A 23,546-nucleotide genomic window follows, 5' to 3' on the forward strand; every position below is an offset into this window, starting at 1 on the left:
AATAAATGAAGTTATAGTCCTGACGGGAGGACAAGCCATGGATGCCTATATCGTCGATGCGGTTCGCAGCCCTCGCGGCGTCGCCAAACCCACCGGAGCCCTGGCCAGCGTAAAACCCGTTCACCTCTTGGCGCAGATGCTCACCGCCGTACAGGACCGGGCTGGCTTCGATCCCGAACAGATTGACGATCTCATTGTCGGCTGCGTCACCCAGAGCGGCGACCAGGGCGCCAATATCGGCAAGACAGCGGCGCTCTATGCGGGCTGGAGCCCCAATGTCTCGGGCATGACCCTCAATCGCTTCTGTGCTTCGGGCCTTACAGCGGTGAACCTTGCTGCCGCGCAGGCCGCCGCCAATGAAGGGGCCGTGGTGGCCGGCGGCGTCGAAATGATGTCGCGCGTGCCGATGTTCGGCGACAATGGCGCTTTGTTCACCGACAAGGAAGTCGCCAAGCGCACCAATTTCGTTCACATCGGCCTCAGCGCCGATCTCGTCGCCACCCAGCATGGTTTCAGCCGCGCGCAATGCGACGACTATGCCTTTCTCTCCCATAGCCGCGCCGCCGCCGCCAAAGCCGAGGGCCGGTTCAGCCGCTCGCTGGCGCCGGTGAAATCCGCCGAAGGCGCTATCGTGTTGGAAGCCGACGAGACAGTGCGCGCCGATGTGACGCGCGAGAAACTAGCGGCGCGAGACGCGGCCTTCCTGGAGGCCGGCGCCAAGGGCGGCGATGATCGTCTGCGCGCCCTGTTTCCCGATCTCAGCGAAATCCGTCACGTCCATCACGTCGGCAATTCGCCGCAGATGGCCGATGGCGCGGCCGCCGTTCTGGTCGCGTCAGAGAAGGCGCTGAAAGATCTCGGCCTCAAACCACGCGCCCGCATTCTTGGCTGGAGCGAAGCCTGCACCGCCATCACCCAGACGGGCGCGGTGGAGGCGACACGCAAATGCCTCGCTCGCACCGGTATGAAGATCGAGGATATCGATCTGTTCGAGGTGCGTGATTCCTTCGCCGCTGTGACCCTGCATTACATTCATGCGCTCGGCATTCCGTTGGAGCGCTTCAACGTCAACGGCTCGTCCATCGCGCTCGGCCATCCCATGGGCGCCACCGGCGCGATGTTGGTCAGCACCTTGCTCGACGAACTCGAGCGCCGCAACGCGCGCTACGGCCTCATCGGCATCGCTGGCGCCGCCGGCGTCGCCACCGTTACGCTCGTCGAAAATCTCGCCGCCTGACGGTTGGCGCCAGGAGCATCGTCATGAAAACCTCGCACACGATCCCCAGCACCATCGTTTTCCCCAACGAAAATCCCTATCTCAACGAAGCCTGGAAGCCCTGCGACACCGAATGGACGGTGACGGCGCCGGATCTCGAAGTCATCGGCGAGATTCCACGCGATCTGAACGGCGTCTATCTGCGCAACGGCCACAACCAGGTGCATGAACCGATCGGCCGGTTTCATCCTTTCGATGGCGACAGCATGGTGCACGCCGTCCATCTGGAAAATGGCAAGGCGGCCTATCGCAATCGCTATACTCGCACCATCGGCTTTCTCGCCGAACAGGCGGCGGGCAAATCGCTCTGGCCCGGCATTATCGAGCCGCGCAAAGGCTCACGCCGGGGCTGGGGCAGCATCGGCAAGATGAAGGACAATGCCGGCACCGACATTCTCGTCCATGGCGGCAAGGTCATCGTCGCCATGTCCCAGTGCAGCGAACCCTATCGGCTTGACCCGATCACCTTGGAGACCTTCGGCCCCGACGAGAATTGGGCTCTGGACGTGCAGCCCCATGGCATCTGCTCGCATTTCAAACATGACCTGGCGTCCGGCCATATGATGTTCTTCAACTATGGCGAACGCCATCCCTATATGAATTACGGGGTCGTCGACCGTCACAACAAACTCGTCCACTACGTGCCGATCGAACTGCCCGGCCCGCGCTGGCCGCATGATCTCGGCTTCACCAGCAACTATTCGATCTTGCACGATCTGCCGATGTTCTTCGACCAGGCGCTTTTGGCCAAGGGCGCGCATCGCCTCGCTTTCCATCGCGATGTGCCGGCGCGTTTCGGCATCATTCCGCGTTTCGGCGCCAACAGCGACGTCAAATGGTTCGAGGCCAAGCCCTGCTACATCCTGCATCTGGCCAATTGTTATGAAGACGGCGACGACGTGGTCATGGAAGGCTGCATCCAGACCAACCCACTGCCCGACCTCTCGCAATTCCCGAAAGAGGGCTATGCCCGCATGATGGCCATGCTCGACATGCATCTGCAGGAAACCCACATGCATCGCTGGCGCTTCAACATGAAGACCGGCCAGACGAAGGAAGAATATCTCGACGATCAGGTCACCGAATTTCCGATGACCAATGCGGATCTTGGCGGACGGCCCTATCGCTACAGCTACAATGCGCTGCCAGCCAAAGGCTTCTGGCTCCTCGAAGGCCTGAAGAAATACGATTTCCAAACCGGCCAGACGCAAACCTATATGATGCCGAAGGGTTGCTATATCAGCGAAGCCCCTTTCGCGCCGCGCCCGCACGGCCAGGGTGAGGACGATGGCTATCTCCTCACCTTCGTCACCAATCTCAACAGCGGCCGCGGCGAATGCGCCATCTTCGACGCGCAGGACATCACCAAAGGACCGATCGCGCGCATTCTCCTACCGCATCAGGTGCCAAGCGGCGCGCACGCCTTCTGGGCGCCGTCCGATCTCCTCGTCGCATAACCGATATCGCGAGAAGCCCCATGACGAACCGGCAACTCCCCGCCTCCCTGACCGATGGACTGGAACTGCCACTGATCGTGGCGCCGATGTTCCTGGTCTCCGGCGTCGATCTTGTCGCCGCCGCTTGCCGCAACGGTACGATCGGCGCATTGCCGTCGCTCAATGCGCGCTCACCAGAGATTCTGGACGCCTGGCTGAAGGATCTGACGACACGCCTTGAGGATGATCGCCAGTCCGGCAATGCGCCAGCGCCCTGGGCGGTCAATCTCGTCGTCCACTCCACCAACAAACGATTGGCGCCAGACCTCCATCTTTGCGTCAAATATCGCGCGCCGCTGATCATCACCGCGCTCGGTGGCCCAAGGGCGGTGGTCGATACGGTGCATAGTTATGGCGGCCTGGTCTTCGCCGACGTCAACACGCCGGCCTATGCACGCAAGGCGGCCGACACCGGCGTCGATGGGCTGGTGCTTGTCTGTTCGGGTGCCGGTGGCCACACCGGGCCGATGACGGCGCCGGCCTTCGTCGCCAGCGTGCGCTCCTTCTTCGATGGCATCATCGTCGTCGCCGGCGGCCTGACCTCCGGGCAGCATCTGCGCGCCGTCCAGGCGATGGGGGCTGATCTCGGCTATATGGGCACCAATTTCATCGCCACCGAAGAGAGCCTGGCACAACCGGGCTACAAACAGATGGTGGTCGACAGCCAGTTCTCCGACATTATCTGCACCAATGCGATCACCGGCGCCTATGCCAACAAGCTGCGGCCGAGCCTGGTCGCCGCCGGCCTCGACCCCGACAATCTCAAGCCACGCGGCAAATTCGAAATGGCGAGCGCGGGAGAGGACCAGAAAGCCTGGCGCGATCTGTGGTCCGCCGGCCATAGCGTCGAGCAGGTGAAAGCGATCCGTACCACCGCGGAGGCCATCACCGAGATCGGGCGCGGTTATGATGAAGCCCTGGCCGCCGAGCTGAACGATCCCTGGCGGCGGATGCGGCAGACCACCATGCAAGCGACGAAGAAAGTCACGGCATGAGGATTTGCGATGCCGTGACCGCTCAGCGCTTCCGCGAGGCTGGATGGTGGCCGGACACGACTCTCGACGATCAGCTTTTCCGCCATATGCGCGAACGGCCGCAACAGGAAGCCATTGTCGACCCGCCTAATCGCGCCGAGATCGACGGGCAACCGCCAGCGCGGCTGACCTGGGCTGATTTCGGCGACGCCGTCTCCCGCCTTACCGCTGCCTTGGCGCGCAACGGCATCGGCGCCGACGATGTTCTGGTGGCCCAGATGGCCAATACCTGGGAGATCATCGCGCTTTATTTCGCGGCGGCGCGGCTCGGCGCCATCGTCTCGCCAGTGCCGACGCAATATCGCGAGCGCGATGTCGGCTATGTGGTCGAGCACGTGCGGGCCCGGGCATTGATCGTCACGCCGCGCATCGGCCGACACGATTTCACCGCGATGGCGTCTGCCATCGCCAAGGCTGCATCGATTAGGCTTTTTACGATCGGCGACAGCAGCGAATCTGGCATCGATCTCACAGCGGAGATGGAGAAAGACGTAGGAGAGTATACCGCAGTATCGCCGGCCCATGCCGACGATATCGTCTGCCTGTGCTGGACCTCGGGCAGCGAGGGCCGACCGAAGGGCGTGGCGCGCAGTCATTCGCAATGGCTCGCCATCGCGCCGATGATCGTGGAATCGGCCAATCTTCAGCCCGGCTGTCGCATTCTCAATGGACGACCGGTCGTTACCATTGGCGCGATGACGGCAACTTTGTCGCCCTGGCTGCAGCTCGGCGGCACGCTGGTCAATCATCATCCGTTTTCGCTGGATGTCTTCATCGACCAGATTTTCAACGAAGCCATCGACTTCACCGGCTGCGCGCCGGCCATGCTGGTCAAAATGGCGGAACATCCTGCGATGCAGAGCCGACGCGATCTCGGCCGACTGCGCACCATCAGCTCGGGCTCGGCACAATTGCCGGCGCATCTGATCCGGCTCTATCGCGATCGCTTCGGTGTCGATCTCCTCAATGTTTTCGGTTCGACCGAAGGGACGATGCTGGCCAGTACGCCCCAAGACATGCCCAACCCCGAGGATCGTGCCGCCTATTTCCCGCGCTATGGCGCGGATCGCTGCTGGCAGCTGTCTCTGGCGCAGGGGATTGAGAGTCTGCTGAAAGATCCAGAGACGGGGAAGCTGATCGAGGTGCCGGGGAAACCCGGCGAATTGCACCACCGTGGCCCTTTCACCTTCTTGGGCTATTTCAACGCCCCGGAACTCTCCGAAGCGGCCTTTGACACGGAAGGTTTTGCCCGCACGGGCGATCTGTTCGAGATCGCTGGCGATCGGCAGCAATATTACCGTTTCGTCGGCCGCCTGAAGGATATCATCGTGCGCGGCGGCATGAACATTTCCACGGCGGAGGTGGAGGCGCTGGTGGTATCGCATCCGGCAGTTCTGGAAGTGGCCGCGGTCGGCGTGCCCGATGCGGCGTTGGGCGAAAAGGTCGCGATCGCCGTGGTCTTCCGCGACGGCGCCACCGCCTCGCTGGCGGAGATCAACACGTTTCTGCGCGAAGCCTGCGGCATTGCCCTCTTTAAACAGCCCGAGCATCTGATCGGCCTTGAGGCGCTGCCGCGCACGGCCGTCGGTAAAGTGGACAAGATCGCGTTGCGCAAAATGGTCGCTGACGGAGTTTACGCCACAGGACCACGGGCATGAGCCGACAGACCCTCGTTCTCATCCCTGGCATGCTCAACAATGCGACGGTGTGGAGCGAGGTCGCGCCCGCCCTCACCGACGTGGCGGATGTACATATCCCGATATTCAGCGATGAAAACACAATCGAAGCCATGGCCGAGACAGTGCTGGCCTCAGCCCCGCCAGGGCCGCTAGCCATCGCCGGCTTTTCCATGGGCGGTTGGGTGGCGCAGGCGGTATTTCGCCAGGCGAAAGATCGCACCACGCGCCTCGCCTTCATCAGTTCAGGCGCAAGCCCGGCTGATCAGAAAGAACTGGACACGTTCACGCGCACCGGCAACAGCGTGCCGAGTAATTTCGAAGCCCTGCTGGCGCGCATGTTCCCGGCAACAGTCCATCCCTCGCGGCTTGAGGACACGGCGCTTGCCGCGACAGCCATTCAGATGTGGCGCGAGGTCGGCCCGATCACTTTCGTGCAGCAGCGCCAGGCTGTCGTCGACCGGCCGGATCTGCGCCCGCATCTGCGCGCTCTCGACATTCCCGTGCTCATCGCCTGCGGGCGTGAGGATCCGGTGTGTCCACCGGCTTTTTCGCAGGAACTCGGCGCTTTGATGCCGTCAGCGCATATTGTCTTCGTCGAGCAATGCGGGCATCTTTTGCCCTTCGAACGTCCAGACGAACTTGCCGGCCTCATGCGGCAGTGGCTCGCGGCCAAGCAAGGTATCACGCAGGGAGAGAGACATGGCTGAGCCGATCTATATCCTCGGCGGACATCAGACCGATTTCGCCAAGGCATGGTCGCGCGAAGGCCAGGACATTGCCGACATGGTGCGCGTGGCGACCGAGAGCGCGCTCGCTGACGCCGCGCTTGACGCATCCGCCATCGAGACCATCCATGTCGGCAATGCATTTGGCGAAGCGCAGCGGCGGCAAGGGCATCTGGGCGCCATGGTGGCGCAGGTCGTTCCTGAATTATGGGGCGTGCCGGCCATGCGCCATGAGGGCGCTTGCGCGTCCAGCTCGCTCGCCACGCTCGCCGCCATGGCGGAGATCGAGGCTGGGCGCTACGGCTGCGCGCTGGTGCTCGGCGTCGAGGAATTGAAGAACCTGCCCGGCGATGTCTCGTCGCAGAACCAAAACGCCGCCGCCTGGCAGGGACACGAGGGCATCGACTGCCGCTTCATGTGGCCTGCCGTCTTCGGCCGCCTGGCTGGCGAGTATGACCGGCGCTACGGGCTCGACCGGCGCCATCTCAACCGGATCGCCGAACTCAATTATGGCAATGCCAAGCGCAATCCAAATGCACAGACGCGCACGTGGCAGTTCAACGAACTGAGTTTCACCGATGACGACAATGCCAATCCGATGATCGAGCCCGGCACCCGGCGGCAGGATTGCGGCCAGATCACCGATGGCGCCACGGCGGTGATCCTGGCCTCCGAGCGCGTTGCGAAGGACTATGCGGATCGGCGTGGCATCCGGCTCGAAAGCCTACCGCGCATTCTCGGCTGGGGCCATCGCAATGCCGGCTTGAAATTTCTCGACAAGATCGAACGCAGCCGCGACAGCGAATATATCTTCCCTCATGTGCGCCAGACGATCACCGACGCCTGGCAGCGCGCCGGCATCACCGGCGTCGACGATCTCGATGGCATCGAAACCCATGATTGCTTCACCACGACGGAATATATGGCGATCGACCATTTCGGCATTACGCCGCCCGGCCAAAGCTGGCGCGCGGTGGAGAATGGCGACATCGACATGGGCGGTCGCATTCCGATCAATGCGTCGGGCGGTTTGATCGGCGGCGGCCATCCGGTCGGCGCGACAGGCGCACGCATGCTTCTCGACACGGCGCGGCAAGTGACCGGCAAAGCCGGCGACACCCAGATCGACAATGCCAAGACACTCGCCACGTTGAACATCGGCGGCTCCTGCGCGACGGTGGTGAGCTTCGTGGTCGGCGTCCGCGACTGAGCTTGGTCGGTCGAACCGGGAAGCAAGACGACATTTCGACGACATTTGCGCCAAGGATGTCCATCCACAACCTTGGCCGCGCCCGCTTTACCTCGTGCGAACATCTGGCCTAGATTGGATCGGCGGATGGCGAGAGGATGAACCGGGTGCGAAGCTGGCCAAGGCCGACAGGCCGAAGAAACAAGCTGGGACCTCGACGCGTCTCGTTTTTTTTGGCGGCCGTCGCGGCATTGGCGCTGACGGGTTGCCAAGAAAAGGCGGCGACCAGCCAAAAGCAACTGCTGCGCGTGCGCGCCGTCGATGCGACGCTAACCGATTATACGCCCACGATCTCCCTGACAGGCGTCATCGCCGCGCGAATCGAAAACCCGATTTCCTTTCGCACCAGCGGCCGCATGGCCGAACGTTTTGTCGAAGTCGGCGATCACGTGACCCCCGGCATGCTGCTCGCCCGTATCGATCCGCAAGAGCAGGAATCGGATATTCGCTCCGCCCAGGCTGCTGTCGACTCGGCCCAGGCGCAGGTGACGCAGACGACCACCACCTACCAGCGTCAGCAAACCCTGCTCAACCAGGGCTTCACCACGCGAAAAGACTATGATCAGGCAGAACAAGCGATGCGCGTCGCGCAAAGCGCTCTGCAATCGGCGCAGACCCAACTGCAAAACGCGAAGGACGCCCTAGGCTATACGGAGTTGCGCGCCGAGAAGGCGGGGATCATCACCGCACGCAGCGTCGAGACCGGACAAGTGGTACAAGCCGCGCAGACCATTTTTACCCTTGCGGAAGACGGGGACCGCGATGCGGTCTTCAATGTCGATGAAGCTCTAGTCGCCTCGTCGATTCCCGATCCGCAGGTCATGGTGACCCTGCTGAGCGACCCACGTATCAAGGCGCTCGGCACCGTGCGCGAGGTGGCGCCGGTGATCGATTCAACGTCGGGCACGATCCGCGTCAAGGTCACCATTCCCAATACGCCCCCGGACATGGCGCTCGGTGCGGCCGTCGCCGGCTCGACCACTTTGCGCGGCGCCCAGGCCGTGCTGCTGCCGTGGGAGGCTTTGTTCTCGGACAGGGGCGCGCCGGCGGTCTGGACCATCGACAGGGCGACGCGCGCCGTGACGCTGACGCCTGTTACCGTGCTCACCTATAACTCCGGCAATGTCGCCATCAGCAAGGGGTTGGCCAACGGACAGGGCGTGGTGGCGGCCGGCACGCAACTGCTGCGGCCAGGCCAGATCGTCGAGATCGCACAAGGAAGCGCGCCATGAAGAGGAAGCTCCTTCCCCTGCTGGCGTTGACGCTGGCCCTGCCGCTGGCCGCCTGCAACGACAAGAAGAAGGACCAACCTGAGATCATCCGGCCGGTTCTGTCCGTTGTCATTCAGCCGCGCACCCAAAGCGAACAGGGGTTCGTCGGATCGATCGAGCCACGCATCAGCGCCCCCTTATCATTCCGCCTGCTCGGCCGCCTCATCGCGCGTAACGTCAATATCGGCAACGTGGTGACCAAGGGCGCGACGATCGCCTCGATCGATCCGACGACCTTGCAGCTCCAAGTGCAGGCCGCGCGGGCTGACCTGTCCAGTGCCGAGGCGCAGTTCTCCAACGCCTCAGGCAATGAGGAGCGGCAGCGAATTTTGCTCCAAGCCAAGAATGCTTCGCAAGCCACCTATGACTCCGCCTTGCAGGTGCGCGATTCCGCCAAGGCCGGTGTCGAACAGGCGCAAGCAGCCTTGGCCAAAGCCGAAGAACAACTGACCTATTCGCAGCTCTATTCCGACTTCGACGGCGTTGTCACCGCTGTCGGCGCCGAGGTCGGCCAAGTCGTCTCGGCGGGCCAGATGGTGGTGACGGTGGCGCGCTCCGACCAGCGGATCGCCGTGGTCGATATTCCCGATCAGTTGATGAGCGATCTAGCGATTGGCGCGGAGTTCAATGTGGTTTTGCAGTCCGCGTCGACGGTCAAGGCAATCGGCACTGTCTATGAAATCGCGCCGCAAGCCGATGCCATCACGCGAACACGCCGCGTGAAACTCAATCTGACGGACCCGCCAGCGGGATTTCGTCTCGGATCGACAGTCAATGTGACGCGCGATGTCGCCATTAAGCCGTCGATCCTCGTGCCGCTATCGGCATTGGTGGAGCAGGACGGCAAAACATCGGTATGGACCGTCGATCCCGCCACGTCGACGGTTGCCCTGCAGCCGATCGATGTGGCGAACAAGGATGGCGACACGGTCACGGTCGGCAGCGGGATCGCGCCGGGAACGCGTGTGGTGATTGCCGGCGTGCATAGTTTGAAACCAGGCCAAAAAGTGAAGATCGCCAACGTAGGGGAACAGCCGTGAAAGGGTTTAACCTCTCCGAATGGGCGCTCGATCACCGTTCGATGATCTGGTATTTCATGCTGGTCTTCACGCTGGCCGGCGTCTTCTCTTATCTCAACCTCGGCCGCGAGGAAGATCCAGCCTTCACCATCAAGACAATGCTCATCCAGGCGAACTGGCCTGGCGCTTCAATCAACGATCAGGTCACGCAGGTGACCGATCGCATCGAAAAGAAGCTCGAAGAGCTCGACACGCTCGACTACTCCCGCTCCATCACCACGCCGGGCCAGTCGGTTATCTTCGTCAATCTGAAAGCGGATACCCCGGCCGCCAAGGTGCGGCCGACCTGGGTCGAAGTCCGCAATATGATCAACGACATTCGGGCCAATTTCCCGCAAGGGGTGCAAGGTCCGTTCTTCAACGACCGGTTCGGCGACGTCTATGGCAATATCTACGCCTTCACCTCGGACGGGGTGACGCCCCGGCAATTGCGCGACTATGTCGAGATCGCGCGCTCGCGCATTCTGACGGTTCCCAATGCCGGCAAGGTCGACCTGATCGGCGCGCAGGACGAAGCGATCTATCTGGAATTCTCAACGCGCCAGACCGCCGCGCTTGGCCTCAACCAGCAGCAGGTGATCCAGAGCCTGCAGGCGCAGAACGCGATCACCCCATCGGGCGTCATTCAATCTGGCCCTGAGCGCATCATCGTGCGGGTTTCCGGCCAGTTCACGTCGGAAGACAGCCTCAAGGACATCAATCTGCGGGTCAACAACCGCTTTTTCCGCCTGACCGATGTGGCAACGGTACGGCGCGGCTATATCGATCCGCCGACGGCGATCTTTCGATTCAACGGCCAGGATGCGATCGGCCTCGCCATCGGCATGAAGCCCGGCGCCAATCTGCTGAAATTCGGCGAGGCGTTATCGGCAGAGATGAAACTGATCACCGCCGAGCTGCCGATCGGCGTTGGCGTGCATCTGGTGGCCGATCAGCCGCAGGTGGTGGAAGAAGCGGTGTCGGGCTTTACACGCGCCCTCTTCGAAGCCGTGATCATCGTGCTGGCCGTCAGTTTTATCAGCCTGGGCGTGCGCGCCGGCATGGTGGTGGCGCTGTCGATCCCGCTGGTGCTCGCCATCACCTTCGTGGTGATGGAATATATGGGCATTTCGCTGCAGCGCATTTCGCTCGGCGCGCTGATCATCGCGCTTGGTCTCCTCGTCGACGATGCGATGATCGCCGTGGAGATGATGGTCACCCGGCTGGAGCTGGGGGATTCACTGCGTAAAGCTGCGACGTTCGTCTATACGTCCACGGCCTTTCCGATGCTCACCGGCACGCTGGTCACCGTCGCCGGCTTCATTCCGATCGGGCTCAATTCGAGCAGCGCCGGCGAATATACCTTTACTCTGTTCGTTGTGCTGGCCGTTTCCCTGCTCGTCTCTTGGGTTGTCGCGGTGATTTTCTCGCCTCTGATCGGCATCACCCTGCTGCCGGAGACGATGAAGAAGCACTCTCACGAACCCGGCCGGTTCCATAAACTGTTTTCCAGGGCGTTGATCTGGTCCGTGCGCAACCATTGGATCACGATCGCCGCCACGATCTTGCTCTTTCTAGCGTCGCTCGTCGGCATGCGGCTGGTGCAGCAACAGTTCTTCCCCTCCTCCGACCGCCCGGAACTGATCGTCGACTGGAATTTACTGCAGAGCAGCTCCATCGCCGAAACGCGCGCCCAGATGGAACGCTTCGAGGCGATAGCCTTGAAGGGCGATCCCGATATCGATCACTGGAGCACCTATATCGGCCAAGGCGCCGGACGCTTCGTGCTGTCCTTCGACGTCCAGCAGCCAAACCCCTATTTCGGCCAGATCGTCATCGTCGCCAAGAGCTATGAGGCGCGCCGCCAGTTGCAGCCGCGGCTGGAAAAAATCGCGCGGGAGCAATTCGTCGGCACCGACGTGCTGGTCAAAACGCTGGAGCTGGGGCCGCCCGTCGGCCGGCCGATTCAATATCGCATCAGCGGTCCCGACATCGAGACAGTGCGCTCGCTCGCCATGAGCTTCGCTGGCGCTATCGATGGCAATAGGAACCTGAGCCTTCTGACCTACGATTGGATCGAGCCGGCGCGGGTCGTGCGCGTCGATGTCATGCAGGACAAGGCGCGCCAGCTCGGCATTTCCTCGCAGGATATCGCCCAGTCGCTCAACAGCATCGTCGGCGGCGTGACGATCACCCAGGTGCTCGACCACACTTATCTCATCAATGTGATCGGCCGCTCGCAAGCGAGCGAACGCGGTTCACTGGAGACCCTGCAAAATCTGCAGATTCCAGCCGGCAACGGCGAGTCGATCCCGCTCGCGGCGATCGCGCGGCTGCAATACAGCCTGGAGCAGCCCACCATCATGCGGCGCGGCCGGTTGCCGACGATCACAGTCAAGGCCGGCGTCGTTGGCGCGGTGCAGCCCGATACGGTGGTGAAGGAACTCGAGCCAATCGTGCGGGCTTTCCGCGAGAAACTGGCGCCCGGATATGCGGTAGACATCGCCGGCACCGCCGAGGAGAGCGCCAAGAGCCAGGGGCCAATCGCCGCCGTCGTACCGCTCATGCTGTTCGTCATGGCGACGATCCTGATGATCCAGCTGCAGAGCTTCCAGCGCCTGTTCCTGGTGGTCGCCGTGGCGCCGCTCGGGTTGATCGGTGTTGTCGCAGCCCTGGTGCCTTCCGGCGCCCCTCTGGGTTTCGTGGCCATTCTGGGCGTGCTGGCTTTGATCGGCATCCTGATCCGCAATTCGGTGATCCTGCTCATGCAGATCGAGGAATTGGTCGCGGAGGGCATCGATAAATGGACCGCCGTCATCGAGGCGTCGGAACATAGAATGCGCCCAATCGCTCTGACGGCGGCGGCAGCCAGCCTGGCGCTTATTCCCATCGCGCGCGAAGTGTTCTGGGGACCAATGGCCTATGCCATGATGGGCGGCATTATCGCCGGCACCGTGATCACACTCTTGTTCCTGCCGGCTCTCTATGTCGCCTGGTTCCGCATCAAGGAGCCGCCGCGGCCGGCGGAGGCCGAGACGAACCCGCCGCCCCTGCCGGAAGGGAGCGTCAGCCACGCCCAAGCGTTGTAAGCCGTCAAGCCTGATAGGGGCATGATGTGATCAGGCCCGGGATGTTGGCCTCAACAGGGTCGCAAAACGAAACGGGCGAGAGTGATCTCGCCCGTTTCGTTTTGTCGGTGAGGCGATGCCTCAGTAGTGGGTGCAATCCCTGCCGGCGTCACGTTCCTCGCGGCGCCATATCGCCTCGCCTTCATCGTCAAGAGCAGACTCGACGATCAATTTCAGGCCAGTCAGCACCGGCATAGGCGACCGCTTCATGACCCGTTTCAGGCCGCGACGATCGCAGTCGTCAAAAGTTTCCCCAAAGTTCCGCACCATAGAGGCTACGAATTCACCGTCCGACATACCCGCCGCCGCAGCCAGCAGGTTCATACGTTTGCTGAAGTCGCCGCCGATCGAGCGAACAGCCGCGGATGCGACCGGGGGAAGCGAGCATGTTGCGACGATCTCTTCGATCTCCATGTGCCTCTCCATTTCTAGATCTCGTTCGGCCCCCACAGCCCCCGCCGGATCCGATTAACAAAACCGGATCCGTTGGTCTTGAGCCTGTGTCTTAAAGACGAATGCTGACGGTAACATGACGCAAAACGCAGGGAATAAGGTCTTTTCTGGGCTATTGCGGTGCACCAGAGCAAATCTGTGTTTCGATAGAAACGCGATTTTGCTTAGCCGCCGTCGGCGACAAGACCTGCTGCGGCGATGCCGGTTGAAGCGGCCAGCTCGTCGTTGTCAGACGTGTCACCGGAAACGCCGACGGCGCCGAGAATACGATTGTCCTTGTCGCGGATCAGCACGCCACCGCCGACCGGCAGGATGCCGCCGTCGGCCAGATGAGCGACGCCGTTAAAAAATTGCGGGCGATCGGCCGCCAGCTTCTCGATACGCTTGCTGCCGGCGCCCCAGGCGACCGCGCCGTAAGCTTTGCCGAAGGCGACCTTCCAACGCATCAGGCTGGTGCCATCCTCGGCCGCGCTGGCCTTGAGCGCGCCGCGCGCGTCAAGCACGACAATGGCGAGGGCATTGAACTTACCCTGGCGGGCATGGGCGAGCGCGTCGTGGACTATGGTCTGGGCTTGAGCGAGCGTAAGGTCTGACATCTGGTTCCCCTGTTGAATGGACCTGAAGACTTTTTGGCACAATCGAGCCAGGGCGTCGATCCTCGGGCCACGATCATTCGGCGTAGCAATTACGCGCCCTGTGATCGGCGGTACGGATAGCCTGCTTTGAACGGTTTGATGGACGCAAGATCGGCCTGCCATGTGCGCTGACGCACATCTTTGACAAAATTCATTGCCATCCTGGCCGCACTGGAGGAACATTTGCTGGCGGCGAAGCATATGTATGGGCGGGAAACCGCGAAAAGGAGATAGGTATGGATCGCAGATATTTTCTCAGAGCGCTTTTCGCCGCTGGCGGCGCCGCCGTTCTGGTGCCCATGCTCGGTGCTGGCGATGAAGCATCGGCCGCGCCACGCCCAGCCGTGAAGCCGGAACAAGCCCCCGAAGTTGCCGCCGATGCCGACGTGCCGGCCGAAGGCGCACAAGACTCACAATATTATTATTATCGCCGCCCGCGCGCTTATTACTACCGCCGGCCGCGCTATTATTATCGCCCCCGCTACTATTATCGGCCCCGTTACTATCGGCCGCGCTACTACCGTCGGCGCTACTGGTAAATTGTAAGCGCTCCAAAAAATTGCCCCTCGCGAAACCATCGCGAGGGGCTTTTGTTTTCAGTTGATCCGTTTGGCTACCAGACGCCGGTATTGGGCATCGAAGTCCACGGCTCGGCCGGCGGCAATTCGGCGCCGCTCTGCAAGAGTTCAATGGAAATATTGTCGGGCGAGCGGATGAAAGCCATCCGGCCATCGCGCGGCGGACGATTAATCGTGACGCCAGCCTTCATCAATTTGTCACAGACCGCATAGATATCATCGACCTGATAGGCGAGATGACCGAAATTGCGGCCGCCCGCATAGGCTTCCGGGTCCCAATTGTAGGTCAGTTCGACCAGCGGCGCCTGATTAACCTTGGCCGCCTCGGCATCCTGCGGAGCCGCCAGGAAGATCAGGGTGAAACGTCCGCGCTCGCTCTCGATCCGGCGCACTTCCACCAGCCCCAGCTTGTTGCAGTAGAAATCGAGCGAGGTGTCGATGTCGGCGACGCGAACCATCGTGTGCAAATAGCGCATGCAAGACTCCAGAACGACCGCCGGCGGATTTCCGGCCGGCGCAAAGTTGCGTATGAGAGGGACCAGTATGGAAGAATTAGGGTGCTGACGCCAGTATGACCGCCACCGACGCCTCCCACGATGCCGCGGCCCGCAAACAGCGCGCAGCAGCGGCTTCCGTTGCCGCCAGCGCCTTGCTGACCATCGGCAAACTCGTCGCCGGGCTTCTGTCGGGATCGCTGGCGCTGCTCTCGGAAGCCCTGCACAGCCTCATCGACACGGGCGCCACGATCCTGACCTGGTTCGCCGTGCGCGCCGCCGACCGCCCCGCAGATGCCGAACACCACTACGGCCACGGCAAGGTGGAAGCGGTGGCGGCCCTGGCCGAAACCGGCCTGCTGATCGTGCTGGCCTGCGGCGTGCTCTACGAAGCCATTCAGCGGCTGAGCGGCCATGCGGCCGCCCCCGTCGAGGTGAGCTGGATCGTTTTCGCTGTCCTCGGCGCCTCGATCGTGGTGGATGCGGTGCGCTGGCGCTCGCTCGCCAAAATCGCGCGCGAAACCAAAAGCGATGCGCTGGCCGCCGACGCCATGCATTTTTCCAGCGATCTCGTCGCTTCCGTCTGCGTCAGCCTCGGGCTGATCGCAGTAAGCTATGGTTTCCAGCGGGGCGATAGTTACGCGGCCATCGGCGTCGCTGTCTTCATCTTCATCGCCGGCTACAGGCTCGGCCGGCGCACCATCGACACCCTGATGGACAAGGCGCCCGACGGGCTCACCGAGCAGGTGCGCGAAATCGTCGGGCACGTGCCTGGCGTCGCCAATGTCGAGGATATCCGCCTGCGCCAGTCGGGCGCCGCGCTGATCGGCGAAGTAGCGGTAGCCGTTGCGCGCACCCTGCCGGTCGAACGCATCATGTCGATCAAGGACGAAATCACCGCGCGCATCACCGCCGCTTTGCCCGAAGCCGCCCTGGTAGTGATCGCCAATTCGCGCGCCCTCGACGATGAAACCGTGCTGGAACGGGTGCTGGTCACCGCCGCGCGCAAGCGCCTGATGGTGCATCACGTCACCTTGCAGACGGTCGATGGCATCCGCTCGATCGGCTTCGACCTGGAAGTCGACGGCCGCATGACGCTTGGCGCCGCCCATGATGTCGCCTCGCAGCTTGAAGCGGCGATCCGCGACGAACTCGGACCGGAGATTGAGGTCGACAGCCATATCGAGCCGCTGGAAGCCCGCGAACTGCACGGCGAGAACGCCCCGGCTGCGCGCACCGCCAGCATCGCCGCCACTTTGCAAGAGGCGGCGCAAGCCTCGAAAATCATCTCGGACGTGCATGACGTCCGCGCCCGCCAGACGCCGGCCGGGCTCATTATCAGCTACCATTGCCGCGCCATGGCGGAGGCCAGCGTCGAAGATGTGCACCAGGCGGTCGACCTTCTCGACCGCAGGGTCAAAACCCAGTTCGCCGATGTCGCCCGCATTGTCGGCCACGCCGAGCCCTACGGCGCCTGAGCGCCTGTCTTCGCCGTTTCACAGCTGCTCTTGATACTGGTTCTTGGATACTGGCCCTTGCGGCCGCCCCCTTATTGACAGTCGCCGCAAAATATGTGAGTGAATATTCACTTACTTTTCGGAAAGCCACAGGCTGCCGAAATCCAGGGAGACAGGCATGTTCGGGGAGCTTTTGACGTCGCGCCGGTTCTGGCCGCTGTTCTGGTGTCAGTTCTTCTCCGCCTTCAACGACAATTTCGTCCGCAACATGCTGGCGATGCTGATCCTCTTCAAACTGGGCGCCGAAGAGACCGGCGCGCTTGTGACCCTGGCGGTCGGCATTTTCGTCCTGCCCTCGATTTTCCTCTCGGCGCTCGGCGGCGAGATCGCCGATTCCCACAACAAGGCTTTGATCGCGCGGCGGCTGAAGTTCGCGGAAATCTTTGTCCAGATGGTCGCCGCCGCCGGCTTCTGGTTCGCTTCCCTGCCACTGCTTTATGCGGCGCTCTTCGGCCTTGGCGTGATCGCCGCGCTGTTCGGGCCGATCAAATACGGCATCCTGCCCGACCATCTGAAGACCCACGAGCTGCCGGCCGGCAATGCGCTGATCGAGGGCGCTACCTTCGTCGCCATTCTGCTTGGCATCATCGTCGGCGGCTATGCTGCCTCCCACGGTCGCGACCCGTCCGGCGTCGTCGTGCAATTGATGATCGTGGCGCTGGCCTGCTGGCTGTCGAGCCGCGCCATTCCGCCGACCGCGGCGGCAGCGCCAGAGTTACGGGCAGACCGCAACATCCTGCGCTCGACGTGGCGGCTCGCCAGCGAATTGCGCGATGATCGCCGCATCTGGATCGGTGGCCTGGCGGTCAGCTGGTTCTGGATGACCGGCGCCGTGTGCTTGTCGCTCGTCCCCGTCCTCATCAAGCATCGCATCGGCGGGGGCATCGATGTAGAGACGGTGATCAACGCGCTCTTTGCTGTCGGCATCGCCGTTGGCTCCATTGGCGCGGCGATCGTCGCCCATGGCCGCATCGTGCTACTGCCGGTGCCGCTGGCCGCGCTCGCCATGGCCGCCTTCCTTATTGATCTCGGCTGGACCACCCTGTCGCTGCCCCATGCGGCGAGCGAGATCGACATCGGCACGTTCCTCGCCAGCGCCACGGGCCTGCGCATCGCCATCGATGTGGCGGGTATTGCCGTCGCCGGCGGTTTCTTCGTCGTGCCGGCTTTCGCCGCCGTGCAATCCTGGGCCGGTGTCGATCGACGCGCCCGCGTCGTTGCCGCTGTCAATATCGTCACCTCCCTGTTCATGGTCGGCGGCGCGCTGATCACCGCCATCCTACAAATGAGCCTGTTTGGCGTCAGTGAGCCGGCGCTGCTGATCTTGCTCGGCGTGCTCAATGTCGCCGCCGCCGTTTATCTGTTCGCGCGCCTGCCGGGCTCTTTCGCGGCCGACGCCTTGCGGCCGTTGTTCAAGCTGATTTTCCGTATCGAAGTGCGCGGCCTCGAAAATGTCGCCAAGGCGGGCGACCGCTGCGTCATCGCCGTCAACCATCTGTCCTTCCTCGATGCGCCGGTGATCCTGTCGCTGCTCGACGACAAGCCCGTCTTCGCCATCGACTGGCAGATCGCCAAGGCTTGGTGGGTGAAGCCGTTCCTTGGCATCGCGCGCACCTATCCGATGGATCCGACCAAGCCGCTGTCGACGCGCGGCCTGATCAATGAGGTCAAAGCCGGCCATCGCCTCGTCATCTTCCCGGAAGGGCGCATCACCGTCACCGGCGCCTTGATGAAAATCTACGACGGCGCGGCGATGATCGCCGACAAGGCGAACGCCATGGTGGTGCCGGTGCGCCTGGAAGGCCTGGAACGCACACCCTTCACCCGCCTGCCGCGCGGCTTCGTGCGCCGCACCCTGTTCCCGAAAGTGCGTGTCACCTTCCTTGAGCCGCGCAGACTGACGCTGCCGGAAGACCTGCGTGGCCGCAAGCGCCGCCAGGCAGCGGGCGCAGCACTCTATGACGTGATGTCGGATCTGATCTTCCGCACCACCGATATCGACAAGACGCTGATGAAAGGCCTCGTCGATGCCATCCACGAGAGCGGCAAATCGAAGATCGTTCTGGAAGACCCGCTCTCGGGCAAGCTCAACGGTCGCAATGTCCTGATCCGCACCGACATCCTGGGCCGCAAGTTGATGCCGCTGACCCAGGCGGGCGAATGCGTCGGCGTGATGCTGCCCAACGCCAATGCGGTCGCCATCACCTTCTTCGCCTTGCAGTCGGCCGGGCGCGTCGCCGCCATGCTCAACTACACGGCCGGTGTCGCCAATCTACAATCGGCCTGTAAAGCCGCGGGGGTGCGCACTATCCTCACCTCGCGCGCCTTTCTCGATAAGGCCAATCTCGGCGCGGTCGCCGCTGAACTGGCAAAGACGACGAAAGTCATCCACCTCGAGGATATCGCCGCCACGGTTGGCACCGGCGACAAGCTGCGTTCGCTGTTTACCGCTGGCCACTCGCTTGAACAGCGTTCGCCCGATGATCCGGCCGTCGTGCTTTTCACCTCCGGCTCGGAAGGCGCGCCGAAGGGTGTCGTGCTGTCGCATCGCAATTTCATGGCCAACATCGCCCAGATCGACGCGCGCTTCGACATCACGCCAGCCGACATCATCTTCAACGTGCTGCCGGTGTTCCATTCCTTCGGCCTGCTCGGCGGCATGCTGTTGCCGATGCTGTCGGGCATGAAGTGCTATCTCTATCCCTCGCCCCTGCACTACCGGCAGATTCCCGAACTGGTCTATGGCAGCAATGCCACCGTGCTGTTCGGTACAGACACTTTCTTCAACGGCTATGCCCGCACCGCCAACCCTTATGACTTCCGCTCGCTGCGCTATCTCGTCGGCGGCGCCGAGCCGGTGAAGGAGACGACGCGCAAGGTCTATATGGAGAAATTCGGCCTGCGCATTCTCGAAGGCTATGGCATCACCGAAACAGCCCCCGTGCTGGCGGTGAACTCCGCCATGTTCAACCGCAATGGCACTGTCGGCCGGCTGCTGCCTGGCATCGACTATCGCCTCGAAGAGGTGCCTGGCATCACCGAGGGCGGCCGGCTGCATGTCAAAGGCCCGAATGTGATGATGGGCTATTATCGCGCCGATAAGCCGGGCGTGCTGGAACCGCCACTGGGCGGCTGGCACGATACCGGCGATATCGTCACCATCGATCCGATGACCTTCGTGACGATCAAGGGCCGCGCCAAGCGTTTCGCCAAGATCGCCGGTGAAATGGTTTCACTCGCCGGTATCGAACAGATGTGCACGCCGATGTGGCCGGAGAATCCGCCCTGCGTCGTCGCCGTGCCCGATGCGCGCAAGGGTGAACGTCTCGTCATGGTGACGACCAAGACCGACGCCACGCGCGCCGAGGTGCAGACCTTCATGAAAGCGCACGGCGCCAACGAACTGATGTTCCCGTCCGAACTTCTGATCGTGCCGGCTCTGCCGCTGCTTGGCTCCGGCAAGACCGACTATGTCGAGCTTGATCGGATGGTGAAAGCGAAGGTCACGGCCAGCGCGGGAGCGGTCTGACATGACAGCCGCCTCCCTCCCCATCCCGCTACGCAAAGGCGCGGCAACACGCAACCGCATCCTCGCCGAGGCCCTGCGCCTGTTCGCCGACAAAGGCGTCGAAGGTACATCGATCCGCGACATTGCGCTCGCTGTGGGCATAGTCGATGCCGCGCTCTACCGGCATTTCCGCAGCAAGGATGAAATCGCCAGCGAGGTCTTCCTGCTGCACTACGGCGCGCTGGCCGAGGCCATCGCTGAAATTGGCGAACACAAGCAGTCTTTCCGGCAGACTGTGCGCCAGCTTGTCGACCATTTCTGCACATTATTCGATGAACAACCGGCGGTCTTCGCCTTCATTCTGCTCCAACAGCACGATCATCTGGCCGGGATCGGCGACGAGGCCAATGTGGTCGAGACATTGCGCCAGATTATGCAACGGGCGCATAAATCCGGCGATATCATTGTCGGCGACGCCAATGTCGCCGCCGCCATGGCCTTGGGAACCGTCATCCAACCGGCGGTTTTCAAGCTCTATGGGCGTCTCGACAAGCCGATGAAGAGCTATGGGGGGCAATTGACCGAGGCGGTCTGCCGAGCTCTCGGCGTGCCCTGAAGCTGCCCAACTTGCATTCTGCGGTTCAGACCCCATAAATGTTTGAACCATTACAGAGCGAGTCCTCATGCGTACCGACACCGCCCGCCCCGTTCGCCTTGCCGACTATCGTGTGCCTGACTATCTGATCGACAAGGTCGATCTCGTCGTCCGCCTCGACAGACATGCGACACTGGTCCGGGCGCGGCTGAGCCTGCGCCCCAATCCCAAGGGAAAAAACGGTGCGCCCTTGCTACTCGATGGCGATGGGCTTGTCGGCCAGCTGGTGGCGATCGATGGTGAAGCGCCGTCCCCGGAGGCCTTCCGCATCGGGCCGGACCAGCTCGAACTGTTTGCACCACCGCGCCAGCCCTTCACGCTTGATATAGAAACCACAGTCGACCCCACCGCCAATACGCAGCTCATGGGCCTCTATCGCTCGGGCTCCGCCTATTGCACCCAATGCGAGGCGGAAGGCTTCCGCCGCATCACCTATTTCCTCGACCGTCCCGATGTCCTGTCTGTCTATTCGACGCGGATCGAAGCGCAGCGCAGCGACGCGCCGGTGCTGCTCGGCAATGGCAATCTCGTCGAACAGGGCGATCTCAGCGACGGCTGGCACTACGCGGTGTGGAACGATCCGTTCCCGAAACCTTGCTATCTCTTCGCCCTGGTCGGCGGCGATCTCGATGTGCTGAAAGACAGCTTCACCACGATGTCTGGGCGCAACGTCGCGCTCGGCATCTATGTGGAACATGGTAAGCGCGATCGCGCCGCCTATGCGATGGACAGCCTGAAACGCTCGATGCGCTGGGACGAAGAGCAGTTCGGGCGGGAATATGATCTCGACGTGTTCAACATCGTCGCCGTGTCGGACTTCAACATGGGCGCGATGGAGAACAAGGGCCTCAACGTCTTCAACGACAAATATATCCTGGCCTCGCCCGACACAGCGACCGACACCGACTATGCCGGCATCGAAACCGTTGTCGCGCACGAATATTTCCACAACTGGACCGGCAACCGCATCACCTGTCGCGACTGGTTCCAGCTCTGCCTGAAGGAAGGCCTCACCGTCTTCCGCGATCACGAGTTCAGCGCCGACCAACGCTCAAGGCCGGTGCAGCGCATCGGCGCGGTGCGGAACCTGCGCGCCACGCAATTTCCGGAAGATGCCGGCCCGCTGGCGCACAATGTGCGGCCGGAGCTCTATCATGAGATCAACAATTTCTACACGCCGACCGTCTACGAGAAGGGCGCCGAGGTTATCCGAACGCTGAAAGAGTTCATCGGCGCTGATGCTTTCCGGCGCGGCATGGATCTCTATTTCGAGCGCTATGACGGCACGGCGGCGATCGTCGAAGAATTCATCGCTTGTTTCGCCGAGGCGAGCGGCCGCGACCTGACGCAATTCATGCGCTGGTATAGCCAGGCCGGCACGCCGGTTCTAACCGTGCGCGAAAAATATGACGAAGCCGCCCGCAGCTATACGCTGGAATTCGAACAATCCTGCCCGGCCACACCTGGCCAGCAGCTCAAACTGCCGCAGATCATTCCCATGGCCATCGGCCTCGTTGCCACCCATGGCGAAGCGCCCACGCTCGACCTGCCAGCGGCCAACGAAGCCGGCGGCGCCAGCGCTGAGGAAGTCGCGCGCGGCGTTTTCGAGCTGTCGACCCGCTCGCGCCGGCTCGTCTTCCGCAATCTTGCCAGCAAGCCCGTTCCCTCGATCCTGCGCGGCTTCTCGGCGCCGGTGCGCGTCGAATTCGACTGGAGCGAAGAGGCGCTGCTGACCCTGCTCGCCCATGACAGCGACAATTTCAATCGCTGGCAGGCGGCCCAGACCTCGGCGACCCGGCTGATGCAGACCTCGGTAGCAGCGATCCGCAGCGGCGGCAAACCGGCCGACCCGGCGCGGTTCTGCACGGCGCTGGGCCACATCATCACCAGTTGGAAGGCCGATCCGGCTTTTGCCGCGCTCGCCGTCAACCTGCCGAGCGAGCTGGATCTGGCGCGTGAGATCGCCGTCGATGTCGATCCCGATGCGATCCGCTCTGCCCGCCAGCACATGCGCACCACGCTCGGACGCATGAACCTGCCGGCGCTCGCGGCCATCCATGACGAACTGTCGGTTCCCGCCGCGTTCAAGCCGGACGCCGCCGGCTCAGCCAACCGCAGCATGCGGCTGATGGCACTCGACCTGATCGCCGCCGGCGATCCGACCGAGGGCGCCCGCCGCGCACGACGCCAGTTCGAGACCGCCGACAATATGACCGACATGTTCGGCAGCCTCAGCATTCTGGCCTTGAATGCCCCGGCCGAGCGCGAGGCGGCGCTGGCGGCTTTCTATCAGCGCTTCGCCGACGACCCTCTGGTCATCGACAAATGGTTCGCGCTGCAGGCGATGATCCCCGACAGCGAGGCGCTGGCCCGCGTGCGCGGGCTGATGGCGCACCCGGCCTTCTCGATGAGCAATCCGAACCGGTTGCGCTCGGTAGTCGGCACTTTCGCCATGGGCAATCCGACCCAGTTCAATGCCAGCAACGGCTCCGGCCACGACTTCCTCGCCGACGTGGTGTTGGATGTCGATCGCCGCAATGCCCAAGTGGCGGCGCGACTGCTGGTCGCCTTCCGCTCGTGGAAGGGATTGGAAACCACACGCCGCGCCGCTGCGGAAGCGGCACTCAAGCGGATCGCGGCCCACAACGACCTCTCGGCTGATGTGCGCGACATCGTCACGCGCTCGCTGGCTTAGAATCAATCGCGCTTCGATCAAGTATTTTCGAGCGAAGCGCGGTGGTTGTGAGCCGCACTTCGCGTGAAGGAAATGCATCAGACGGAAAATGAGAG

Annotated in this window: 17 protein-coding genes; 14 read left to right on the forward strand and 3 right to left on the reverse strand. The window is 62.6% G+C overall.

What is annotated here, in order from left to right:
• The first annotated feature begins 37 nt into the window (after nt 1-37).
• From BLW50_RS12855 to BLW50_RS12895, 9 genes are all read left to right on the forward strand, one after another.
• A complete protein-coding gene (locus BLW50_RS12855) occupies nt 38-1,237 on the forward strand; it encodes an acetyl-CoA C-acyltransferase (protein ID WP_090702773.1) in 1,200 nt (399 codons plus the stop codon).
• A 23-nt stretch (nt 1,238-1,260) separates the two neighbouring features.
• Nucleotides 1,261-2,733, forward strand: a complete 1,473-nt coding sequence (locus BLW50_RS12860) for a carotenoid oxygenase family protein (protein ID WP_090702778.1) — start codon at nt 1,261-1,263, stop codon at nt 2,731-2,733.
• A gap of 20 nt (nt 2,734-2,753) precedes the next feature.
• A complete protein-coding gene (locus BLW50_RS12865; RefSeq protein ID WP_090702782.1) occupies nt 2,754-3,767 on the forward strand; it encodes an NAD(P)H-dependent flavin oxidoreductase in 1,014 nt (337 codons plus the stop codon).
• 14 nt (nt 3,768-3,781) lie between these two features.
• Nucleotides 3,782-5,464 carry a class I adenylate-forming enzyme family protein gene (locus BLW50_RS12870; protein ID WP_170850136.1) on the forward strand — a complete coding sequence of 561 codons (1,683 nt, stop codon included), beginning with the start codon at nt 3,782-3,784 and terminating at the stop codon, nt 5,462-5,464.
• Entirely contained in the window at nt 5,461-6,192 is a 732-nt protein-coding gene (locus BLW50_RS12875; protein WP_090702789.1) for an alpha/beta fold hydrolase, read from the forward strand. Before BLW50_RS12870 ends, BLW50_RS12875 begins: the two co-directional genes overlap by 4 nt.
• A complete protein-coding gene (locus BLW50_RS12880) occupies nt 6,185-7,420 on the forward strand; it encodes an acetyl-CoA acetyltransferase (RefSeq protein WP_090702792.1) in 1,236 nt (411 codons plus the stop codon). Before BLW50_RS12875 ends, BLW50_RS12880 begins: the two co-directional genes overlap by 8 nt.
• A gap of 212 nt (nt 7,421-7,632) precedes the next feature.
• On the forward strand, nt 7,633-8,691 hold the full coding sequence (locus tag BLW50_RS12885) for an efflux RND transporter periplasmic adaptor subunit (protein WP_244544230.1): 1,059 nt from the start codon (nt 7,633-7,635) through the stop codon (nt 8,689-8,691).
• Nucleotides 8,688-9,770 carry an efflux RND transporter periplasmic adaptor subunit gene (locus tag BLW50_RS12890; protein WP_090702800.1) on the forward strand — a complete coding sequence of 361 codons (1,083 nt, stop codon included), beginning with the start codon at nt 8,688-8,690 and terminating at the stop codon, nt 9,768-9,770. The genes BLW50_RS12885 and BLW50_RS12890 overlap by 4 nt, the downstream gene beginning before the upstream one ends.
• Nucleotides 9,767-12,877, forward strand: a complete 3,111-nt coding sequence (locus BLW50_RS12895) for an efflux RND transporter permease subunit (RefSeq protein WP_090702803.1) — start codon at nt 9,767-9,769, stop codon at nt 12,875-12,877. Before BLW50_RS12890 ends, BLW50_RS12895 begins: the two co-directional genes overlap by 4 nt.
• A 120-nt stretch (nt 12,878-12,997) precedes the next feature.
• Here the strand turns inward: BLW50_RS12895 and BLW50_RS12900 are convergent, their stop codons facing one another.
• Nucleotides 12,998-13,330 (reverse strand): hypothetical protein, encoded by a 333-nt coding sequence (locus BLW50_RS12900; protein WP_139267591.1) that lies wholly within the window; start codon nt 13,328-13,330, stop codon nt 12,998-13,000.
• A 203-nt stretch (nt 13,331-13,533) separates the two neighbouring features.
• Complete coding sequence (locus BLW50_RS12905; RefSeq protein ID WP_090702810.1) at nt 13,534-13,965, reverse strand: GlcG/HbpS family heme-binding protein; 432 nt, start codon at nt 13,963-13,965, stop codon at nt 13,534-13,536.
• Between the two features lie 275 nt (nt 13,966-14,240).
• Here BLW50_RS12905 and BLW50_RS12910 point away from each other — a divergent pair, with 275 nt between their 5' ends.
• Nucleotides 14,241-14,543 (forward strand): hypothetical protein, encoded by a 303-nt coding sequence (locus BLW50_RS12910; protein ID WP_210186079.1) that lies wholly within the window; start codon nt 14,241-14,243, stop codon nt 14,541-14,543.
• A gap of 74 nt (nt 14,544-14,617) precedes the next feature.
• Here BLW50_RS12910 and BLW50_RS12915 read toward each other — a convergent pair whose 3' ends face one another.
• Nucleotides 14,618-15,058 carry a VOC family protein gene (locus BLW50_RS12915; protein WP_090702815.1) on the reverse strand — a complete coding sequence of 147 codons (441 nt, stop codon included), beginning with the start codon at nt 15,056-15,058 and terminating at the stop codon, nt 14,618-14,620.
• Nucleotides 15,059-15,153: 95 nt separating this feature from the next.
• Here BLW50_RS12915 and BLW50_RS12920 point away from each other — a divergent pair, with 95 nt between their 5' ends.
• The 4 genes from BLW50_RS12920 (at nt 15,154) to pepN (ending at nt 23,451) form a co-directional block, all read left to right on the forward strand.
• The gene (locus BLW50_RS12920; protein ID WP_090702818.1) at nt 15,154-16,554 is read left to right on the forward strand and encodes a cation diffusion facilitator family transporter; all 1,401 of its coding nucleotides are present in this window, start codon (nt 15,154-15,156) and stop codon (nt 16,552-16,554) included.
• A gap of 157 nt (nt 16,555-16,711) precedes the next feature.
• Nucleotides 16,712-20,122, forward strand: coding sequence for an acyl-[ACP]--phospholipid O-acyltransferase (locus tag BLW50_RS12925; protein WP_090702820.1), 3,411 nt, complete (start codon nt 16,712-16,714; stop codon nt 20,120-20,122).
• A gap of 1 nt (nt 20,123) precedes the next feature.
• Nucleotides 20,124-20,717 (forward strand): TetR/AcrR family transcriptional regulator, encoded by a 594-nt coding sequence (locus BLW50_RS12930; RefSeq protein WP_090702823.1) that lies wholly within the window; start codon nt 20,124-20,126, stop codon nt 20,715-20,717.
• A gap of 67 nt (nt 20,718-20,784) precedes the next feature.
• Nucleotides 20,785-23,451, forward strand: a complete 2,667-nt coding sequence (gene pepN / locus BLW50_RS12935) for an aminopeptidase N (RefSeq protein WP_090702826.1) — start codon at nt 20,785-20,787, stop codon at nt 23,449-23,451.
• The last annotated feature ends 95 nt before the right edge of the window (nt 23,452-23,546 follow it).

The sequence above is a fragment of the Beijerinckia sp. 28-YEA-48 genome (assembly GCF_900104955.1).
Taxonomy (GTDB): Bacteria; Pseudomonadota; Alphaproteobacteria; order Rhizobiales; family Beijerinckiaceae; genus Terripilifer.

Excerpts from the sequence above, each read along its gene's own strand:
- BLW50_RS12860 (WP_090702778.1), top strand. The coding sequence starts at position 1,261 with ATGAAAACCTCGCACACGATCCCCAGCACCATCGTTTTCCCCAACGAA.
- BLW50_RS12910 (WP_210186079.1), top strand. The coding sequence starts at position 14,241 with ATGGATCGCAGATATTTTCTCAGAGCGCTTTTCGCCGCTGGCGGCGCC.
- BLW50_RS12915 (WP_090702815.1), bottom strand. The coding sequence starts at position 15,058 with ATGCGCTATTTGCACACGATGGTTCGCGTCGCCGACATCGACACCTCG.
- BLW50_RS12925 (WP_090702820.1), top strand. The coding sequence starts at position 16,712 with ATGTTCGGGGAGCTTTTGACGTCGCGCCGGTTCTGGCCGCTGTTCTGG.
- pepN (WP_090702826.1), top strand. The coding sequence starts at position 20,785 with ATGCGTACCGACACCGCCCGCCCCGTTCGCCTTGCCGACTATCGTGTG.
- BLW50_RS12930 (WP_090702823.1), top strand. The coding sequence starts at position 20,124 with ATGACAGCCGCCTCCCTCCCCATCCCGCTACGCAAAGGCGCGGCAACA.
- BLW50_RS12875 (WP_090702789.1), top strand. The coding sequence starts at position 5,461 with ATGAGCCGACAGACCCTCGTTCTCATCCCTGGCATGCTCAACAATGCG.
- BLW50_RS12905 (WP_090702810.1), bottom strand. The coding sequence starts at position 13,965 with ATGTCAGACCTTACGCTCGCTCAAGCCCAGACCATAGTCCACGACGCG.
- BLW50_RS12855 (WP_090702773.1), top strand. The coding sequence starts at position 38 with ATGGATGCCTATATCGTCGATGCGGTTCGCAGCCCTCGCGGCGTCGCC.
- BLW50_RS12890 (WP_090702800.1), top strand. The coding sequence starts at position 8,688 with ATGAAGAGGAAGCTCCTTCCCCTGCTGGCGTTGACGCTGGCCCTGCCG.
- BLW50_RS12865 (WP_090702782.1), top strand. The coding sequence starts at position 2,754 with ATGACGAACCGGCAACTCCCCGCCTCCCTGACCGATGGACTGGAACTG.
- BLW50_RS12920 (WP_090702818.1), top strand. The coding sequence starts at position 15,154 with ATGACCGCCACCGACGCCTCCCACGATGCCGCGGCCCGCAAACAGCGC.
- BLW50_RS12880 (WP_090702792.1), top strand. The coding sequence starts at position 6,185 with ATGGCTGAGCCGATCTATATCCTCGGCGGACATCAGACCGATTTCGCC.
- BLW50_RS12900 (WP_139267591.1), bottom strand. The coding sequence starts at position 13,330 with ATGGAGATCGAAGAGATCGTCGCAACATGCTCGCTTCCCCCGGTCGCA.